Here is a 17,065-nt window from a genome sequence, read left to right as displayed (position 1 = left end):
CATTCAGGAGTGTGGCGATCGCCTCATCTTTGTCATCAAGACTTTTGACAACAGCATTACTCATCTTGATAAGCATCCATTCCTTCACAGGAACAGACTAGGTGGCGATCGCCGAAGGCATTATCAATTCTGCCAACCGCAGCCCAGAATTTAGAGTCTTTGAGCCAAGGCGCAGGATAAGCCGCCACTTCACGGGAGTAGGGATGCTCCCACTCGCCACAAATTAAAGATTCTGCTGTGTGGGGCGCATTTTTAACCGGGTTGTCATCTTTCGCAATTGCTCCCGATTCAATTTGCTTCACCTCTTCTCGAATCGCAATCATCGCATCACAGAAACGATCAAGTTCCGCCAAGGACTCGCTTTCCGTCGGTTCGATCATCATGGTGCCAGCCACAGGCCAAGAAATAGTTGGCGCATGGAAACCATAATCCATCAAACGTTTCGCGATGTCTTCAACGGTAATGTCCGCCGATTTTCGCATCTGACGCAGGTCGATAATGCACTCGTGGGCAACGCAACCATTCGCCCCTTTAAACAGCACCGGATAATAATCATCCAAGCGTTTCGCCATATAGTTTGCGCTGAGAATCGCAATTTTCGTCGCCTTTGTTAACCCCTCAGAACCCATCATGGCGATGTACATCCATGAGATAGGCAGAATGCTGGCACTACCAAAGGGAGCCGCCGAGATAAAGCCAATATTAGTCTCATTTTCGGGGAGTTCAGTTTTGGGGAGATAGGGCACTAAATGCGCCGCGACACCAATGGGGCCAACGCCGGGGCCACCGCCACCGTGGGGAATACAGAAGGTTTTGTGTAAATTTAAATGGCAAACATCCGCGCCAAAATCACCGGGACGACAAACCCCCACCAAGGCATTCATATTCGCGCCATCGAGATAAACTTGACCGCCGTGACTGTGAATCACCTCGCAAATTTCTTTGATTCCTTCCTCAAAAACGCCGTGGGTGGAAGGATAGGTCACCATTAGCGCGGCCAACTGATCTTGATATTTTTCTGCCTTTGCTTTAAGGTCTTCAATTTCAATATCGCCTTTGCTACCGCAACATTTCACGGGCACAACTTTAAAGCCGCACATCACTGCGCTGGCGGGGTTTGTACCATGGGCGGATTCTGGAATTAGACAAATATTTCGTTGGCGATCGCCGTTTTTAATATGAAATTGACGAATCACTTGCAGACCTGCATATTCCCCTTGGGAACCGGCATTGGGTTGGAGGGAAACCCCCGCAAAACCTGTGATCTCCGCGAGCCAACCTTCAAGCTGATCACACATTTCTTTGTAGCCAACCGTTTGACTGCGAGGGGCAAAGGGGTGAATCTTACCAAAACTTGCCCAAGTCACGGGAATCATCTCCGCTGTGGCATTGAGTTTCATCGTGCAAGAACCCAACGGAATCATGGAAGTTGTGAGCGAAAGGTCTTTACTTTGCAGGTGATGGATATACCGTAAAAGCTCAGTTTCAGAACGGTGGGTATTAAAAACAGGGTCGGTCAAAAATGCACTGGTACGCTGTAAACTAGCCGGAATTTCAAGGTCTGCTTCCCGCTCGATTTGCTCTAGGGTAAAAGGCAACTTTTCTTGATCGGCAAAGAATCCCCAAATTGCTTTTACATCTTCAGTTGTACAAGTTTCATCAAAACTAATACCGACTTTGCCGTCATCGAAATAGCGGAAATTATATTCTGCTACTTCGGCTTTCTCGCGGATGGTTACGGCTTGTTCTAACGTTGCGACCACCTGAATCGTATCGAAAGTACTTGTCGAACTCAGTTTAAAACCGAGCTTTTCTAGACCTTTGGCACAAGTCTGGGTGAGTTGATGGATAGAAGAGGCGATCGCCTTTAGACCTTCCGCACCGTGATAAACCCCATACATTGATGCCATTACCGCGAGGAGCACCTGCGCCGTACAAATATTACTGGTGGCTTTGTCGCGACGGATATGTTGTTCGCGGGTTTGCAGCGCTAAACGTAGAGCGGGCTTGCCGTGGACATCTTTTGAGACACCCACAATTCTGCCGGGGATTTGGCGCTTAAACTGATCCTTCGTCGCAAAAAATGCCGCATGGGGGCCACCATAACCCAAGGGCACACCAAATCTTTGGCTGGTTCCCACGGCAATATCTGCACCCATTTCGCCGGGCGTTTTTAGCAGACATAGACTCATCAAATCTGTTGCTACTGTCGCAAAAGCCTTTTGCCCGTGGACTTTCCCGATAAAGTCGGTGTAATCGTAAAGGTCGCCATTGGTCGCCGGATATTGCAACAACGCGCCAAAAACATCCTCCGTAACTTCAAAAGTTTCGTGACTGCCCACCACCACATTGATATCGAGGGGAATGGCGCGGGTGAGAACCACTTCAATGGTTTGGGGATGGCACAGCTCCGATACGAAAAAAGTATTAGCCGTTTTCTTTTTGCAGAGGCCATAGCTCATGCTCATCGCTTCGGCGGCGGCAGTTCCCTCATCAAGCAAAGAAGCATTGGCAATTTCTAAACCCGTTAGCTCAATCACCATGGTCTGGAAATTTAAAAGCGCTTCCAAACGACCTTGGGCAATTTCCGCTTGGTAAGGCGTATAGGCGGTATACCAACCGGGATTTTCTAAAACATTCCGCTGAATTACGGGCGGCGTGACGCAATCGTAATAGCCCATGCCAATCAAATTTTTAAAGACTTTATTTTGGGAGGCGATCGCCTCTAGGTCTGCAAGGGCTTTCACTTCAGTGCGGGCATGGGGCAAACCCAACTCTAACTTTTGGCGAATCACATCAGGCACAGTCTGGCTAATGAGATCTTCGAGGGAGTCAAACCCAAGGAATGCCAACATCTTCGTGGCGGCTTCATCGCTAATCCCGATATGGCGACGAATAAATGATTCATTTTTCGGGGTAGCTGGCAAAGTGGGAAGTTGTTGCAGATTGACCATGGGATCACCGGAAAATTACAGGATTAGGACTGATCATATTATTAACGAAACGCAACACTCAGACTCTATAGCGAAGGATATATTAATCTTTACCTACTGGAATTTTGGCGATTTCTATGGGTTTTTCGCCGCTTTTCACGATTATGATCACGTAACAAAAGTTTGTGACTTGCTGGATCAAAAAAACTGTGATTAGATTGTAAGAGTGCCCAAACGGGGGTGTGGCGGAATGGTAGACGCTGCGGACTTAAAATCCGTTGACTGTTATAGGTCGTGAGAGTTCAAGTCTCTCTACCCCCATAATTTAAACAAACAAGCAGCATTATGCAGAAATAAGAGGTGAGCCTTTGCTGTACTTTTTGCCAGCGTAAGAAGGATAGAATGAAAAAATAATTGCCGTTGGTTTTATGGTCAGTACGTTTCCAGTTCCGACAGAACCAATCCTCAGACTTAGTGTGGCGCAATACCATGCCATGATTCAAGCTGGAATTTTGACAGAAGATGATCCAGTTGAATTGATTAACGGTTGGCTAGTTGAAAAGATGCCAAAAAATCCACGCCACCGTGTTGCAACGAAACTACTTAGAACTCTTTTAGAAAACTCAATTCCAAAAGGATATTATGTTGATTCCCAAGAACCAATAACCCTTAGTGATAGCGAGCCTGAGCCTGACGTAATGGTTATTCAGGGCGAGACAAGGGACTATTTGGAAGGTCATCCCCAAGCCGAAAATATTGTTTTGATTGTGGAAGTTTCGGACTCTACATTGGGTCGCGATCGCCAAATTAAGAAGGAACTATATGCCCGTCACAATATCCAAAATTATTGGATTCTTAATCTTGTAGACAATAAAATCGAGGTGTTTTCACAGCCTGAATCTAGTCAATTGATTTATGCTTCAGAGCTAGTTTTTGGATTTGAAGAAGCCGTACAAATTAGTCTTAACGCAGAGATTGAAATAGCTTTTTCTACACAGCAAGTTCTCCCGTAAGCACAGACTTTCAAAGGATTTAGATTAGTTTCAGATGAATTAAGTGGCGATCGCCGTCCAGTTGGCAAATCTAAAAAGATACGGATATCTAGTACTGATAGAGATAGACAGATTTGGTATTCTGAAAGGGACGATACCAACCTGCATCCGGAGGTGAAACTGCGATGGCAGCAGACTTCAAAGATTATTATTCCATTCTTGGAGTGGGCAAAAGTGCCTCTGCCGACGAGATCAAGAAAAAGTTTCGCAAACTTGCTCTCAAATATCACCCCGACCGCAACCCCGGCGATACCGTCGCAGAAGAAAAATTCAAAGAAATTAGTGAGGCCTACGAAGTTCTATCGGATACGGAAAAGCGCCAGAAATACGACCAGTTTGGGCAATATTGGCAGCAGGCAGCTAGTGCTGGTAGTCGCGGCGGCGGTAACCCCTATGGCGCTGGGGTGAATGTCGATTTTAATAATTTCGACTTCGGTGATTTCGGTAGCTTTGAAGAATTTATTAGTGATTTATTAGGTCGCGGTGGTGGGCGATCGCCGGGTGGTTATTCCCGCTCTGCGAATAGCGGCTACTACAGCGATTTTGGCTTTAATACCGGAGCAGCAGGCGCAAGACCGACTACCGGAGCTAACCGCGAAGCGAATATTCAGCTCACTTTCGCCGAGGCTTTTCGAGGCGTAGAAAAACTCCTTAGCCTTGGCTCAGAAAAAATCAGTGTTAAAATTCCGCCCGGAGTCACCACAGGTAAAAAGATTCGCGTCAAGGGTAAGGGCGCTCCCAGTCCGACAGGCGGGCAACCCGGTGACTTATATCTCATCGTCCAACTCACCCCCCACAACTTTTTTGAATTTGACGGCGACAATCTCGTTTGTACGTTACCGATTACCCCAGCAGAAGCAGTTTTGGGAACGTCTGTTGATGTGCCGACTCCTGATGGTTCCGTCACTATGCGATTACCTGCAGGCATCAAGGCAGGTCAATCTCTACGATTGCGCGGCAAAGGTTGGGTCAAGCCGAAGGGCGATCGCACCGATCAGTTGGTCAAAATTGAAATTACGGTGCCAAAAAATCCTACTGCTGCTGAAAAAGAATGCTATGAAAAGTTACAGGCAATCGGGGACTATAAACCGCGTCAGCACCTAAAAAACATTCGGTTGTAATCATGCGGCGATCGCCCAGTCTCGTGCCAAATCCCGAATATTACAACTACTAAATATAAAAAACCTAGAAATAACAAAGCGCGATTCTTGAATTATTTAATCAGCGTAAAAACTTTGCTATTTTCTTGGATTCCATCAAATTGCCAAGCCAAGCCATCGGGATCTTTTGCCTTTGACCACTGCGCAAAATGTGATTCCCCTTTCTTTTCATGGCGACTTAAAGTGGAGGCGTTAGAACTCAAACGGCGGGCTAAATCAGCTTGATTTAGTAAAAGCTTTGCTTTTGCCGGCTTCGACTCAGTTTTCTCGGTTTTCGTTGCTTTGGTTTTTTTGGGTTCTGCTTTCGCCTTGCCATTTGCACTTTCAACGGTTGTTTCAGCACCACCAAGTTCAGATTTGAGGGCGGCGATCGCCTGTTCGATTTCTGCTTTTACCCAAGCTTCTGTAGGTACATTACTTGGCAAAGTTTGCGAGACAATTTTTTCAATTTCTTCCTTGTCGATGACGGCTCCCGAACCATTACCGTTCATCGCAGTCCCGAAAAAATGGCGTAATACCTCCACGATACCTGTACCGAGAGCAGGCTTTTCTTTACCGCTTTTCTTGCCTTGGCGAGATAATCCGTGTTCTAAACAATACTCTGCCAGTAGAGCTTCAATATCAGCCGGAAGATAGGCAGTGACAGCTTTATTTTTTGTACCCATAATTTCATAGTCCATTACTCTTACGTTCATTCTAGAAAGGGCAGAGACTAGAGTAAAGGTTCTACTCGTTAAAATTTACGAATGCCACAACCTAGCTCATTTTTGCTTTTATGAAATCCATAAAATCTTTGCGTGATTTGCACGAGCCCGAAATTCTGAAAATTGTGCAGCGTTTTTGTCCGGCAGAAATTATTGGTGATGATGGTGCGATCATTTCATGGCAAAACAATAAAAATCTAGTCGTGACAACAGATGTTTTAGTAGACACAATTCATTTCAGCGATCGCACAACTCCGGCGAAAATGGCGGGCTGGCGGGCGGTGGCGGCCAATTTATCGGACTTAGCGGCAATGGGCGCAAAGCCTGTGGGCATTACGGTTGGGCTATCTTTACCACCTGAAACAGAATTGGCATGGTTGCAAGATTTATACGCAGGAATTGGAGATTGCTTGAAAGCCTATGACACACTTTTAGTTGGGGGAGATGTGACGCGATCGCCGACAAAAACCATTGCTATCACCGCTTTTGGAGAAGTCTTAGCTAAAAATGTAATCCGACGAAATGCTGCGCAAGTAGGCGATGTCATTGTCGTGACAGGTTTTCATGGTGATTCACGGGCAGGTTTAGAGCTGTTATTACAACCGGAAACAGGGCTGAATTTGACGGAGGGCGATCGCCAATTTCTGATTCAAGCTCACCAAAAACCGATACCCCGTTTAGACGTTTCAACTTATCTCAATGGCATTGAAACAGAACGGAATTTTGCGGGAATGGACAGTAGCGATGGGCTAGCCGATGCGGTGTTACAACTCTGTGAAATGAGTAAAGTTGGTGCAGTTATTTATGAAAATCAAATCCCAATGTCAAAGGCTCTCATTCGCTACCAGAATCCCGAAAAAGCTTTGGAATGGTCATTATACGGCGGAGAAGATTTTGAATTGGTTTTGTGTTTAGGGCGATCGCCAGCCGAAGATTTAGTTAAAAAGTTTGGTGATGGTTGCAAAATCATTGGTGAAATTACCGCCGATAAAACCGTGGAATTAGTGCGAAAAGATGGGCGATCGCCAACCCTTTCACGGCAACAAGCCTTTCAACATTTTTAAGCTCAAAAAACTATTTGAAAATTTGATCAAGTGGCACTGCAAACTCTGGCAACAGTGGCGAAGTAATCGGATCAGAATCCAACAATGTCGCCACTAGTTTTAGTTGGGCTTGGTCACGACGATAAATTTCGAGACTTTTTTGTCGCCAATCCACAATCCAATATTCCCGCACACCATATCGTGAATAGAGCTTAAGTTTGCTGTCTCGATCCCGCTGTTCATTTACCCCGCCTGCCGACAGAACCTCTGCAATTAGTTCGGGCGCAACTGTGAGATGACCATCCCCATTGAGTCCAGCTTCAAGCCGCTCGTTTTTAATCCAAACTAAATCAGGGATGACGCTATCTGCAGGAGACAAAAGTAGTCCGGGAGAGAGAACAACTGTGCTATCAGACTTTTTCTCTTGTGTCCATTTTGCTAGACAGCACAAGAGTTCTCCCGCAGCCATCTGATGAAAAGCATGGGGAAGACGGCTGACAAATAATCCTCCATTAATGATTTCATAGCGAGTCCAACCATCATCGTCGGGCAAATTTTTGAGATCGTTTATTGTCCAATGAACTTTGTCTGCAAACATCGTTTTGGGCTGACTCAATATGTTCAGTTTAGTGGATAAAAATAGAGGCGATCGCCGTTCGATGTGACAGAATCAAGGGAGCCAAAAATCGTTGTGGGCAGACGGTAATAATGTCAAAGACTTTCAAACTAATTGGAACCTATCTACTTTTAGCGGCGATCGCCCTTGTGATGCTGTTTCCGTTGCTGTGGCTATTCAGTACCGCCCTAAAATCTCCCACCGAAAATATTTTTAGCTTTCCACCCCAGCTAATCCCAGCCAGCCCAACCCTAGAAAACTTTGTCACCGTCTGGCAAAATCATCCCTTCGGCAAATATTTATTCAATAGCACGTTTATCGCTGTCTTGACCGTTGCCTTTAATCTTTTGTTTTGTGCCCTTGCGGCCTATCCCCTAGCATGCCTAGACTTTCAAGGGCGAGACATAATTTTTGCGACCGTCGTTTCAACGATCATGATTCCCTTTCAGATCGTCATGATTCCCCTCTATGTACTGACAGTGCAGCTAGGCTTACGCAATACATATCTCGGCATTATTTTTCCGAGTCTTGCCTCTGCCTTTGGGATTTTCTTGTTGCGCCAAGCCTTTCAAGGCGTACCAAAAGAGCTGGAAGAAGCTGGACGAATTGACGGTTGTTCCGAACTGGGCATTTGGTGGCACATCATGATTCCCGCCGTGCGCCCTGCCCTCATCACCCTCGCAATTTTTGTCTTTATCGGTTCCTGGAGCGATTTTTTGTGGCCGTTGATTGTGATTGACCGCCCAGAATTTTATACTTTGCCCCTCGGTGTCGCGACTTTAGCGGGTCAATTTTCCCTCGATTGGCGTTTGATTGCGGCGGGTTCAATTATTTCGCTCCTGCCTGTAATGATTTTATTTGGATTTTTGCAACGCTACATTATTCCAACGGACAGCGGTAGTGGTGTGAAAGGTTAGAGAAAAAAGCTGTATGAGATCTAGATCTACGCTGAATTTTTAAGCCGATATACGGTGTAGCTGTGAGGGTGCAGAAACTTGTGGCGATTGCCCCTAGAAGCCCTAAAGAATCAAGATCTGTTGGGCTCGTTACTTTTCGTCCATGCCGTGAGCTTGCTATTATTTTTTAATATTTCACCAAAAATACCGAGTCACAACATCAACTAGCGTGTACTTGCAAAACCCTTGAAAAGCTTTGTAATTTAGACCGTGTCCCAGCATTCAAACTTTTCACCCCAACAAATTATCTGTCTCGAATCACCGCAGGATAGGCTCTATGGTTCTGTGATTCAGTTTATCGAGAAGCAGCAAAGCTATTGGATTCGTCCCCATTGCCTAGTGACGGAGGCGGCTATTATTTCTCTCCATCGCACCTCCGATGTGATTATTGAGCGTCATCAAGTGCGGGAAGCTTTTGATACGGAAATTTTAGAGTTTTGGACAGCTCTCTATGATGATTCTGGGGAGTATGGCGACAATATTTCGGGTCGAACGGTCTTACATCGTTTCCTGCGGAATTTCGTCTGGTAAAGCCACTGGTGGCAGTTTAGATAAAAGGCGATCGCAGACAAAGAGCGTTCCTGAAGCCACACAAATTGGAATCGTGATCAGATTAATCAGCGGCACACTAACGAGCGCTAAACAGACAAATCCAAAACCAGCACTCGCCGGAAAAGCACGATAAACAATCCCCAGTTTGCGGCGGAAAGGAAGACGACGGCGTTCTAGAGGCGCATCGAAAAAATCAAGGCAGATCAGTGTGAGTGTAAGGGTTGTGCCGCCAATGGAGGAGATGATGCTACCCGCCACCGGAATAAAATTAATCGCAAATAAAAACGGTGTGACAGCAATTGTTAATGCTAATTTTTTTAGTTCAAAGAGAATGGCGCGGCTCAAATCACGAACGATACCAATTTCAACAATTTCAACGCGACTGGTTTGTAGTTTTTCGATCTGTTCTGAAAGTTGACCGTACCAAGGTGCACCGAGTAATGTTCCAAATTGCACCAAAATCACGCCGATCAAAATGAAAATTACCGCGATAAAAATTGCGCCGAGCACAACTGCCACAGCGTGAGCGCCATAGTCTAGCCATTGCAACCATTGGGGTAAGCGGCTGATTAAACCGTTAAAAAAATTATCAATCCAGTTATAGCCAGCTCCTGCTGTTCGCCATGCCCACCGTAGCGAAAAGGCATAGATCAAAACACCGACAACAATATTAACTGCCATCGGAATAGCGAGATACTGCAAAAGATGGGGATGGCGCGAAAACATTCTGACGGCGCGGAATGGATAGCTAGCACCTTTAAAAGCGGCGAATGGCATTATTTTCCCTAGAGCTGAATGGTTGGGTAGGCGAGCAAAAAGCCTTGATCTCTGAGTTTTTTATTGGAAACGCGCACATTGAATACACGATCCGATGGCTTTGATTCGTCCCAAATGACTGGATCTAAATTATATTTTTTTGCTAGGCGATCTAGCATCTCCCGCCGTTGCATTGGTTCGTCAGAGACGAGGTTAAAGAGACCTGAAAGTCCTTCTTCTTCCGCAAATTTAATACCCCGCACAATATCTTCTAGGTGAATCCAATTGCCGTATTCGTCGCCTTTGCCGGCTTTGGTTGTGCCCATCGATCGCCGGAAAATTTTGAGAATTTCACGCCCTTCGCCATAGATGCCGCCCAATCGCAAAATACAGACTTGGCGATCGCCGGTCTGAATAGTCATAAGTGTTTCTTCGGTTTCCTTGAGAATTTCAGAAAAAACATTCATGGGTTTGTCGGGCGTTTCTTCATTTACCCATGCGCCATTATGGTTACCCACAACGGAATAGCTGCTGGTGTAAATCACCTGTTTAACGGTGCTATTGGTGCGGAGAGCGTTACGAAGATTTTGAGCGGTTTGGAGATAAGCTTTCCGATAATTTTCTTCGGTACGTCCGCCCTTTGAGCCGACGCTAAGCAAAATAACGTCTTGACCTTCACAAAGCTCACGCAGACTATCTTGATTAGAACCTTCAATAATTTTGACGCGCTGAACCAAATCCGCGAGCTGGGAAACTTTTTCGGGACTTGTAGTCGTGACTGTTAGCTCGTATCCCGCTGCCTGCCACCGTTTGGCGATCGCCCGACCGACATAACCGCACCCAATAATCGTAATTTTTTTTCCCGTCATATCCACCACCGTAAAATTCTAAAAATATCGCCGCTCCAAAGTATATCAAGCTAATTTTGAGATAATCGTTTCGCAGGAAGCTATGGCAATAAAATCGCCTCAAAAAGTGGCGCTCATCACAGGCACTTCATCGGGGATCGGCGACAAAAAAATTAAAGACGCGATACCGAGGCGACCCCAAGCCTCCCAAGTAGATTCAACTCCCACTGAAGTTTTCGCAAAACAATTAGTTAATGCCGCAGCACAATCAAATTTCCCCGCTATTCTTCGACTCGGTAAAAAAAGCTTTTATTTGCCCTTTCTCCATGGCCTTTTACCGACCCATATATTTGATATATTTGCAAACATTCTGGCAAACAAGTTTTCCCTCAATCCACTCAAGTGGAGCCTAAAGGCGATCGCCCTATTTTTTTACGGAGGCGATAAACCTTTCACCATTACCGACACAAAAAATTGATAAAGAAACATTAATAAAAAAATCAAAGAAGCTAATACCTTGGTCAAGAAAAAAACCAGATTTTAAAAATTTCCAAACCAAACTATCATGCCTCCATAAAACCTTTATATCCCCAACAAAAAAAACGGACATTCCCATAAACCAAAAGGAATACCCGCCCATGAAACCATAAATAATGAACTAACAAAGACAAGCCAACTTAAAGCCAGCCCAATCAAATCTCCTACACGTGATTAACAAGCTCCCTAATCGGTATACGTCGCTTCATTTGACGCTTCTGGTGCTGTGGCATCGGCTGGGAAGACTCAGTCCGACTAGCAGTAGATGCCGGTCCACTAAAATTACTAGCAGTAGCAGGATTAACAACATCAGGATTGAAACGATAACCAACATTTCGTACAGTTTGAATCAAATTCGGTTGTCTTGGGTCACGCTCAATTTTTTTGCGTAGAGACAACACATGGGTATCAATAGTACGGGGGTTGTCGATGGCATCTGGCCAAGCCCTCTGTAGCAGCTCCGAACGACTGAGGGGTTCACCATCAGCCTGCGCCAAGACATACAGCAAGCTAAACTCTTGGGGTGTTAGGTCAATGTAATTCCCTCTGAATAAAACACGTCTCTGGACTAAATCAATGCGCAGTTCGCCATAGTCTAGTTGCAGTGGAGCCGCTGCAGCATGTATGCGCCGCGTTAGGGCTTCTACCCGGGCAAGCAGTTCTTGCATACCAAAAGGCTTAGTGAGATAGTCGTCAGCGCCTGCTTTGAGGCCTTGGACAATATCTTTTTCAGTATTTTTTGCCGACAGGATGAGAATGATCGCCTGAGTATTTTGACGCAACCAACGACAAAGGTCGAGACCGTTGCCATCAGAAAGATCTAGATCTAATAAAACCAAAGAGGGCATATGCTGCTCAAAAATCCTACGGGATTGCTGAAGGTTTGCAGCTTGATAAATAGCATAGTCAGCTTGCTGCAAGTGCCATCCCAATAAAGACCTCAGATGAGGATTTCCTTCGATAATAGCAACAGAGATTAAAGTCACGACAGATTTTGACTTCCATGCGATTGATATAGTAACTTTAGCAAATTTGATGTTGTCAGACTGTAACAGGGGTTACGTCTCTGGCGGTTTTCTAGTATGTGAAAGGTTGTTGGGGAATAGAGATGTTCGCCATGGGTTGGCGATCGCCATTAAGACAAGTTTTAGTTGTACGACTTGAAGTAAGCTATCGGAGCTGTCTTCCTAAAAAAATAGGCAATAAATGTCTTTTGTTTCTAAAGGAAATGGAAAATAAATGGATATTTATAGGGCGTATCTTCGTTGTTAAAAATCGCCAAAATCGCAATTATCGGCATAATAAAACTTGCGAGGGCAGCTAAGCCTATAATCAAAAAGCCAATCAAGAGAACGGTTGTAACCGCACCAATGGCAAAATAAATCCACATATTGAAGTGAAAATTTAGGGATTCGCGGGCATTGACTTTAACAACTGGATCATCTGTGGTTAATAAAATGGCAATGGGGATACCAATGGATAAACCGGTGTAGTTGATAAAGGTTGCGCCGTGGCACAGGGCGGAAAGGAGTTTTCTTTTATCAGGATCAAAAGTCATGGTTCGGTTTATTAAATTAGGGATAAATGGCGTAATCTTGATGTTCGGATGAAATAAAAAGGAATTTAGTCGATTGTAGTGATTCGTTTTTAATTATCGAGTCGATAGATGATTTTACCGTCGCTAGCACGATTGCCAATTTGTAAAAATTCAGAGCGGACTAAGTTTTCAAGGCGGGTTTCAATAATGCTTCTAGGCACATCTTCAATTTCAATGAAACAGTCTAGTAAGGTGATTTCACCTTTATTGAGGCAAAGTTTGAGGATGCGACGGTCAATTTTTTCGGCGGCGATCGCCTCATCACTCACATTACTCGTTTGAACCGGGGAGCGTTCTGTCGGTTTTCGGTACTCTGTCGAAACCGCTTGTTCGCCATTAATATTGACAATCACTTGCGGCACATCGCCGTAATTGTTGGTGAGACGACGGGATTCATAGCCGATCAAACTTTTACTATTGTATTTGCGGTCAAAGTCAGCTTGGGGCATACTCAGCAGTAATAATGCTTCGACTAAGCCAGCTAGGGTAGGTATGTATGTCCAGAAGAAAATGGCATAAACAATGCCCCAGCCAGTTTCGCCTAGATAAAATTTATGGACTCCAACGCCGCCGAGGAAAAAAGACAGGATCGCTGCTGAGTTCTTATTTTTCATGAATGATGAAGAGTCAAATCTATGCGGAGGCGATCGCCCCCGCTTTCTATTTTAGAACTGACTCAAAAAACTTTTGGTCGTAGTTTAGAACTGACTTAAAAAACGCATGTCGCTGTTGTAAAGGTGGCGAATATCATCAAGCTTGTGTAAGACCATGGCAATGCGTTCTGCCCCAAAACCCGCGGCGAAACCAGAATAAACTTCGGGGTCGTAGCCGACAGCCTTAAGGACATTGGGATCCACCATGCCGCAACCGCCCATTTCTAGCCACTTACCGCGCCACTTCACGTCAAATTCAGCGGAAGGCTCTGTGAAGGGAAAATAGCTAGCTCGCAATAAAACTTCGGTGTCTGCGCCCATTAATTCTTGGAAAAAAGCTTTGAGGGTTCCCTTGAGGTCGCCAAAGTTAATCTTTTTATCGATGGCTAAAATTTCAATTTGGTGGAAAACGGCGGAGTGGGTGGCATCAACGGTGTCACGGCGATAGACTCGACCGGGCGCAACAATGCGAATGGGCGGCTCGTTATTTTCCATGTGGCGAATCTGCACGGAAGAGGTGTGGGTGCGCAACAGGCGATCGCCGGGGAGATAAAATGTATCCTGCATATCGCGGGCAGGGTGGTCAGGCGGTGTATTCAGCGCCTCAAAATTGTAATAGTCCGACTCCACTTGGGGGCCTTCTGCGACGGTATAGCCTAAGCCCACAAAAATATCGAGCACACGGTCAATGGTACTTTGGAGGGGATGTTTGTGGCCGAGGGGGCGACCCACACCGGGCATGGTCACATCAAGAGTTTCGGCCTTGAGCTGCGCCTCGATTTTTGCCTGTTGGAGTTCGTCTAATTTTGCTTCCAGCTGACCTTGCAAACCTTCTTTCACTTGGTTCGCAACGGCTCCAACCTTGGGGCGTTCTTCGGCGGAGAGCTTACCCATGCCCCGTAAAATTTGTGAGAGCTTGCCCTTTTTTCCTAAAAAACTGACCCGTAATTTGTCGAGTTCATCTAAATCTGCGACAGTGGCGATCGCCGCCTCGGCCTCTTGTTGTAGCGTTTGTAGATCCGATTCAATTTGGGTCAAAGTAGAAGTGGTCATGCCAACAGGATTTAGGACTAAACTCAATTAATAATTTTAAGACCTTACAAGTGTAAACCTTCCCCGATAATAAAACATGTCAATTCTGTCTAGATAAGTCCATGCCATCTGTGCCTTCCGTTCAGCAACAACAATTTAATATTTTGGTTAGTAATGATGATGGTATCTCCGCCCTCGGCATCCGTGTCCTTGCCAATACCCTAGCGGCAGCGGGTCATCGCGTGACGGTCGTTTGTCCGGATCGGGAGCGTTCGGCGACGGGTCATGGTTTAACGCTACATCGCCCCATTCATACGGAGATGGTCGAGGGGATTTTTAGTCCGGAGGTGGTCGCTTGGTCTTGTTCGGGCACGCCTTCGGATTGCGTCAAGTTTGGTTTAAGTGCTGTGATTGCAGAAAAGCCTGATTTTGTGTTGTCGGGTATTAATCATGGCTCAAATCTTGGTACTGACGTGCTGTATTCGGGTACGGTTTCGGCAGCGATGGAGGGTTTGCTTGAGGGGATTCCGAGTATCGCGTTTAGTCTTTCGAGTGCTAGTCATAATTTTCAACCGGCGGCTGATTTTGCTTGTCGTCTGTTACAACGGCTGCCGCGACAGGCGATCGCCCCAGCTGTACTCCTCAATGTCAATGTTCCAGATTTACCGAGTGATCAAATTAAGGGGGCAAAAATTACGCGCCAGGGGTTACGCCGTTACATCGAGCAATTTCAAAAGCGCCATGACCCACGGGGCAAGGTTTATTATTGGCTGGCGGGAGAAGTGATCGAAGAGTTGCCCCAGCCGGATGTTTGTAATAGTAATGTGCCGGAATCAATTCCTTCGGATGTGGAGGCGATCGCCGAGGGCTTTATTACCATTACCCCGTTGCAATACATCATGAATGACGTACAAACAATTCAAGCTCTATCCCAAACAGCTTGGCTGAGCTAAGGGATTTTCTACCTCATGTTATGACACACGCTGTCTCACCTCAAAGCCAATTAACGCAGCAACTGCCACTGTAAAAGGCAAAAAATAATAGAGGCAGCGAAAAGCGATTAACCCCGTCAACAGATTTTCTTGGCTTTGCAGCGGCTCTAGAAAAAAAACAATCATCGTCTCAAACACGCCCAAACCGCCGGGCACAGCACTGATCAGACCGACGACCATGGCCATGACATAGACCCCAAAAAAGAAGGGAAATTTGATCGGATTTCCTAGCAAAAAATGTAAAGCCAAGGCGGCAAAGCCCCAGTCGAAGACGAAAACAGCAATTTGTTGGAGAGTTAGTTTGAAAGAAGGCAGTTCAAGACTGTATTGTCGCCATTGCAAAGGTTGAGGCAAATACCGTACGAGTAATAAATAAATTGCTGCAATCCCTAAAAAAATCACACCCAGTTCCGGCGGAGAAATCAGTGAAAAAGAGTCATCAAGGGCTTCTGGTAATGAAAACTCTGTAACGACAAAAATAAAACCAGCTACGGGGAGCAGACCGACCCACAAACTGGCATTGGTAAAAGCAATGATTTTGGCGATCGCCACGTTAGAAATTTGCCAGTGACGATATAAGCGATAACGCAACACACCGCCAGACAAAAAAGCAAAGCCGACATTGGGACTAATGGCATAGGTGATCAATCCCGCAAACATAATTTTCCGCAAAGCTAATTTTTGGCGGATATAGCGAAAGGCTAAAACGTCATAGCAGGCGATCGCCCCGTAGCTACAGGTTACAAAAATCAGCGTTAAAGCTAATTTGCCAAGGGAAATCTGATTTAAATTTGCCCAGACTAATCCCCAGTCCGTATCCTTTAGACCCTGATAAACAACGGCGATCGCCACCAAACAAATCAGTAAACTTAAACCCGATAAAATCCGTTGCCAAACTTTAGAGCGCCGCGATTGTAATTTTGGCTTTATTCCCAGGGGCATTTCATCATAGGCAAATTGCCCATTCAAGCACAACAACTAACAACTTAAGCTAAAAAAATAGGGCGATCGCCGAGCAATGACAAAATTCATTCATTGCACATAATTCATTGCACAATTAATTTCAGTATTAATTTAACCTTTCAACATTACCCGCTTTGACCCAAGCTTCAGCACCACCCTGAGTACGGACTTTCTGCCAAACACCATCATCACTCGCCTCAAGCACAAGCAGCTCTTCATTGTAATCCACACCACCAATGCGCGACGCATTAAGATCCGGCTCCGCCCGCAAACTCAAGCCACTAGACCAAGTCACCCGCGCTTCGAAAGCTCCCTCTGGCAGTTCATCTTCATCTGCCGCCTCCTCTTCAGTTTCTTCCGTTTCAGTTGCCTCAGGCTCAGCCGTCTCCGTCTCAGTGGTTTCTGCTGGTGTCTCAGTTGCTGCAGGTTCAGGGGTTTCTTCCACAGGAGTGGACGGAATTTGCTCAGAAAACACAGGTTTTGGGGGAGCTGAAGCCATGCGATTAAAAAAGTAATAGGCCGCACCAACACTACCCGCCACCAGCAATAAAACACCAAGAATAAAGCCGAAAATAAATTGAAAAAAGCCCGAAATACTCATACGCTTTGCTCCAAGGCGATCGCCCTTAATAGAAATTTTTAAAAGATTAATTTACAAAGATTAATTTAGA

18 protein-coding genes and 1 tRNA gene are annotated in these 17,065 nt (G+C 45.6%); 8 read left to right on the top strand and 11 right to left on the bottom strand.

The window, feature by feature from the left end:
* Positions 1 to 56: 56 nt before the first annotated feature.
* Entirely contained in the window at positions 57 to 2,954 is a 2,898-nt protein-coding gene (gene gcvP / locus NIES208_RS03090) for an aminomethyl-transferring glycine dehydrogenase (RefSeq protein WP_075889597.1), read from the bottom strand.
* Positions 2,955 to 3,169: 215 nt separating this feature from the next.
* Here gcvP and NIES208_RS03080 point away from each other — a divergent pair.
* From NIES208_RS03080 to NIES208_RS03070, 3 genes are all read left to right on the top strand, one after another.
* Positions 3,170 to 3,254: transfer RNA gene (locus NIES208_RS03080), tRNA-Leu, on the top strand.
* A 107-nt stretch (positions 3,255 to 3,361) separates the two neighbouring features.
* On the top strand, positions 3,362 to 3,946 hold the full coding sequence (locus NIES208_RS03075; protein ID WP_075889593.1) for a Uma2 family endonuclease: 585 nt from the start codon (positions 3,362 to 3,364) through the stop codon (positions 3,944 to 3,946).
* Positions 3,947 to 4,110: 164 nt separating this feature from the next.
* A complete protein-coding gene (locus NIES208_RS03070) occupies positions 4,111 to 5,106 on the top strand; it encodes a DnaJ C-terminal domain-containing protein (protein ID WP_075889591.1) in 996 nt (331 codons plus the stop codon).
* A 92-nt stretch (positions 5,107 to 5,198) separates the two neighbouring features.
* Here the strand turns inward: NIES208_RS03070 and NIES208_RS03065 are convergent, their stop codons facing one another.
* Entirely contained in the window at positions 5,199 to 5,810 is a 612-nt protein-coding gene (locus NIES208_RS03065; RefSeq protein ID WP_225875234.1) for a hypothetical protein, read from the bottom strand.
* Between the two features lie 110 nt (positions 5,811 to 5,920).
* Between NIES208_RS03065 and thiL the strand changes: the two genes are divergently transcribed.
* Positions 5,921 to 6,913, top strand: coding sequence for a thiamine-phosphate kinase (gene thiL / locus NIES208_RS03060; RefSeq protein ID WP_075889587.1), 993 nt, complete (start codon positions 5,921 to 5,923; stop codon positions 6,911 to 6,913).
* 10 nt (positions 6,914 to 6,923) lie between these two features.
* Here thiL and NIES208_RS03055 read toward each other — a convergent pair whose 3' ends face one another.
* Entirely contained in the window at positions 6,924 to 7,490 is a 567-nt protein-coding gene (locus NIES208_RS03055) for a Uma2 family endonuclease (RefSeq protein WP_075889667.1), read from the bottom strand.
* 110 nt (positions 7,491 to 7,600) lie between these two features.
* On the opposite strand from NIES208_RS03055, the gene NIES208_RS03050 reads away from it, so the two are divergent.
* Positions 7,601 to 8,425, top strand: a complete 825-nt coding sequence (locus NIES208_RS03050) for a carbohydrate ABC transporter permease (RefSeq protein ID WP_075889585.1) — start codon at positions 7,601 to 7,603, stop codon at positions 8,423 to 8,425.
* Between the two features lie 249 nt (positions 8,426 to 8,674).
* On the top strand, positions 8,675 to 8,995 hold the full coding sequence (locus NIES208_RS03045) for a hypothetical protein (protein WP_075889583.1): 321 nt from the start codon (positions 8,675 to 8,677) through the stop codon (positions 8,993 to 8,995).
* On the opposite strand, the gene NIES208_RS03040 is transcribed toward NIES208_RS03045, so the two are convergent.
* Entirely contained in the window at positions 8,963 to 9,793 is an 831-nt protein-coding gene (locus NIES208_RS03040; RefSeq protein WP_075889581.1) for an EI24 domain-containing protein, read from the bottom strand. The genes NIES208_RS03045 and NIES208_RS03040 overlap by 33 nt on opposite strands.
* A gap of 8 nt (positions 9,794 to 9,801) precedes the next feature.
* Entirely contained in the window at positions 9,802 to 10,641 is an 840-nt protein-coding gene (locus tag NIES208_RS03035) for an SDR family oxidoreductase (RefSeq protein ID WP_075889579.1), read from the bottom strand.
* Between the two features lie 82 nt (positions 10,642 to 10,723).
* Here NIES208_RS03035 and NIES208_RS03030 point away from each other — a divergent pair, with 82 nt between their 5' ends.
* Complete coding sequence (locus NIES208_RS03030) at positions 10,724 to 11,098, top strand: hypothetical protein (RefSeq protein ID WP_075889577.1); 375 nt, start codon at positions 10,724 to 10,726, stop codon at positions 11,096 to 11,098.
* Positions 11,099 to 11,321: 223 nt separating this feature from the next.
* Here NIES208_RS03030 and NIES208_RS03025 read toward each other — a convergent pair whose 3' ends face one another.
* From NIES208_RS03025 to NIES208_RS03010, 4 genes are all read right to left on the bottom strand, one after another.
* Positions 11,322 to 12,143 (bottom strand): response regulator transcription factor, encoded by an 822-nt coding sequence (locus NIES208_RS03025; protein WP_075889575.1) that lies wholly within the window; start codon positions 12,141 to 12,143, stop codon positions 11,322 to 11,324.
* Between the two features lie 233 nt (positions 12,144 to 12,376).
* The gene (locus NIES208_RS03020) at positions 12,377 to 12,715 is read right to left on the bottom strand and encodes a DUF4870 domain-containing protein (RefSeq protein ID WP_075889573.1); all 339 of its coding nucleotides are present in this window, start codon (positions 12,713 to 12,715) and stop codon (positions 12,377 to 12,379) included.
* A gap of 89 nt (positions 12,716 to 12,804) precedes the next feature.
* Entirely contained in the window at positions 12,805 to 13,368 is a 564-nt protein-coding gene (locus tag NIES208_RS03015; RefSeq protein WP_075889571.1) for a TM2 domain-containing protein, read from the bottom strand.
* Positions 13,369 to 13,452: 84 nt separating this feature from the next.
* Positions 13,453 to 14,460 (bottom strand): phenylalanine--tRNA ligase subunit alpha, encoded by a 1,008-nt coding sequence (locus tag NIES208_RS03010; protein WP_075889665.1) that lies wholly within the window; start codon positions 14,458 to 14,460, stop codon positions 13,453 to 13,455.
* A 101-nt stretch (positions 14,461 to 14,561) separates the two neighbouring features.
* On the opposite strand from NIES208_RS03010, the gene surE reads away from it, so the two are divergent.
* On the top strand, positions 14,562 to 15,392 hold the full coding sequence (surE, locus tag NIES208_RS03005) for a 5'/3'-nucleotidase SurE (protein ID WP_075889569.1): 831 nt from the start codon (positions 14,562 to 14,564) through the stop codon (positions 15,390 to 15,392).
* Between the two features lie 18 nt (positions 15,393 to 15,410).
* On the opposite strand, the gene NIES208_RS03000 is transcribed toward surE, so the two are convergent.
* Positions 15,411 to 16,373 carry a putative bifunctional lysylphosphatidylglycerol flippase/synthetase gene (locus NIES208_RS03000; protein ID WP_084176515.1) on the bottom strand — a complete coding sequence of 321 codons (963 nt, stop codon included), beginning with the start codon at positions 16,371 to 16,373 and terminating at the stop codon, positions 15,411 to 15,413.
* 127 nt (positions 16,374 to 16,500) lie between these two features.
* Positions 16,501 to 16,995 carry an SH3 domain-containing protein gene (locus NIES208_RS02995; protein WP_075889567.1) on the bottom strand — a complete coding sequence of 165 codons (495 nt, stop codon included), beginning with the start codon at positions 16,993 to 16,995 and terminating at the stop codon, positions 16,501 to 16,503.
* Positions 16,996 to 17,065: the final 70 nt, after the last annotated feature.

It is taken from the genome of [Limnothrix rosea] IAM M-220, from assembly GCF_001904615.1.
Taxonomy (GTDB): Bacteria; Cyanobacteriota; Cyanobacteriia; order Cyanobacteriales; family MRBY01; genus MRBY01.
The sequence above is the reverse complement of the archived record's forward strand: the minus strand, read 5'-3'. Positions and strand labels throughout refer to the sequence as shown.